We start from the raw sequence: 2,166 nt of genomic DNA, 5'->3' as shown, positions 1-2,166 counted from the left end.
CCCGGCGTTAACTTCGAACCGTTCCGAGCAACGATAAGAGGAAAATCGTTTTCCGTTTAATTTATTTTTAACATAAAACATTTCTAAAGTCAATATATTATTATATAGAATATTGCTTAATTCAAACAATCTATAAATTATATAATTTCTATATCCAATTACATTGACATTACGAAAATATTGATTTATTATGTATTTGGAAATAAAAATATTCTGTAGTAGGGGTAATAAACGGGGTGAATCATGAACGAGAGCATGGAGATGCTGATCTATGAGATGGCCCTCAGGGTCAGGCTGTTCAGGATGATGTCGGGTTCTGAAAATGATATGGGGCATTTGTCGGATCGTGAAATGCTCATTCTCGAGCTCCTGGGCATGAGAAAAAACATGAGCGTATCGGAAATAGCCGCACTCTGTCCCACCGTGAGCGGCAGCACGATCTCGACGACGATAACGAAGCTGTGGAAGGACGATAAACTCGTGAACAAGACGATACTCCCTGAAAACCAGCGGGTCACCACGGTGAGCCTGACCGATGAAGGCAAAAGGGTGGTCGAAGAGATCAGGAGGGCAAAATCCAGTCTCTACGGTACCATCGCCGAATCCCTCGGGCTGTCCGCCGAAGAGGAGGAGATATTCAAGAAAATTTTGGCGAATGCCCTGGTGTTTTTCGATGAAAAACTCAAGCACAGGCGATGACGGCACTTGAAAGTCAGGCGTCGCTTCGCGTTCCCGGTAAGTCGATTTTCCTTTCACAATCATGATCTTGTCCAGTTCACCTTTTTCGTGTTCACCGATAATTGCTTTCAGCCAGCCCGGCGAATGGCTGTTCGGCGTCAAGGCTCTTGAAATAGCGCTTCCGGGTGGCAAGGTTGAATCCCACAACGAGGCGGCAGCCCGTTGCCCTCCGCTTGAAGGGGCTCACGCCGAAGATGCGCCTGGCGATCGCACCGTAGGAATAGATCTGCCTGTTTACGCGGGTAAATCCATCGAGGAGCTCGCGGGGGCTCATGCCCCCGGGTTTGAACAGCAGCATGTCGGAGGAATAGCCGTTGAGCCACCACCCGGGCGCGAACAGTCGCTTCTCGGAGAGCAGCCGCGCATACAGCCGGGTCCCGGGAAAGGGGACGAGGATTCTAAGTTCTACCCCTTCCAGGCGGTGCTTCAGGGAAAACTCGAGGGTCCGGTCGAAGACGTCCCCGGTTTCGTGGTCGAAGCCGAAAATGAATGCCCCCAGGATACCGATTCCCTCTCCGTGGAACCTTTGCATCGCCTCTTTGAAGCTGATCCGGAGGCCGTTGAACTTTTTCATCTCCCCCCGGGCTTCCATCTGGACGGACTCGAGCCCGACCAGGAGCCCCAGGCACCCCGACCTCCTCATGGCGCGCAGCAGATCCGTGTCTTCGGCCAGCGATACGGAGCCCTGTCCGACCCAGAATTTTTTCAGGGGCGCAATCTCCTGGAACAGTTTCCCTGCGACGTGCCGGTTCAGGGCGAGCGAGTCGTCCACGAAGAAAAGGTTGGGGGACTCTATCGATTCGATCTCCGCGGCCACGTCGGCTGGGGGGCGGACCCTGTGCCCCTGGCCCATCACCCTGCTTATCGAGCAGAACTCGCACCGGAACACGCATCCCCGCGATGCCTCCACCGTGGTTGCAACGGGAGTGTAGCCTTTTGTGCCGGGGTCTGGATAGAGGTCCCGCCGCGGCCGGGGCAATTTTTTCAGGTCCGTCATTTTTTCTGATCGGTATATGCGCCTCAGCCTCCCCGCCGCTGCGTCTTCTACGAGGCGCGGCCAGGATTCCTCCCCCTCTCCCACAACGACGGCGTCTGCGTGTTTGAGGGCCTCGCGGGGCAGAACGGAGGGATGCATGCCACCGAGCACGACCCTGACGCCGCGCGCGCGGTAGAGATCGGCCAGGCGGTATGCCCTCGGGACGAGGTCGGTCAGCACCGTGATGCCCACCAGGTCGACCTCTTCATTCACGTCATCGGGCGCGAAGGCCTCATCCACGAGCTTTACCTCGTGGCCTTCCGGGGTGAGCGCCGCAAGGAGCGGAAGGGCAAGCTTCTGGACCTTGAACGTTTCAGCGCTCGAGATCAGGGTTTCCCCCGACTCATGGGGTGCGATGAGCTTGATTTTCATCCTGCCGGCCTCCTTTCGTT

Annotated in this window: 2 protein-coding genes; one reads left to right on the top strand and one right to left on the bottom strand. The window is 55.4% G+C overall.

From position 1 onward, the window contains the following. Positions 1-243: 243 nt before the first annotated feature. Positions 244-699 carry a hypothetical protein gene (locus GTN70_10440; protein NIO17385.1) on the top strand — a complete coding sequence of 152 codons (456 nt, stop codon included), beginning with the start codon at positions 244-246 and terminating at the stop codon, positions 697-699. A gap of 91 nt (positions 700-790) precedes the next feature. On the opposite strand, the gene GTN70_10435 is transcribed toward GTN70_10440, so the two are convergent. After that, entirely contained in the window at positions 791-2,146 is a 1,356-nt protein-coding gene (locus tag GTN70_10435; GenBank protein NIO17384.1) for a radical SAM protein, read from the bottom strand. Positions 2,147-2,166 lie beyond the last annotated feature (20 nt).

This window comes from Deltaproteobacteria bacterium, from assembly GCA_011773515.1.
Lineage (GTDB): Bacteria > Desulfobacterota > Deferrimicrobia > J040 > J040 > WVXK01.
The sequence above is the reverse complement of the archived record's forward strand: the minus strand, read 5'-3'. Positions and strand labels throughout refer to the sequence as shown.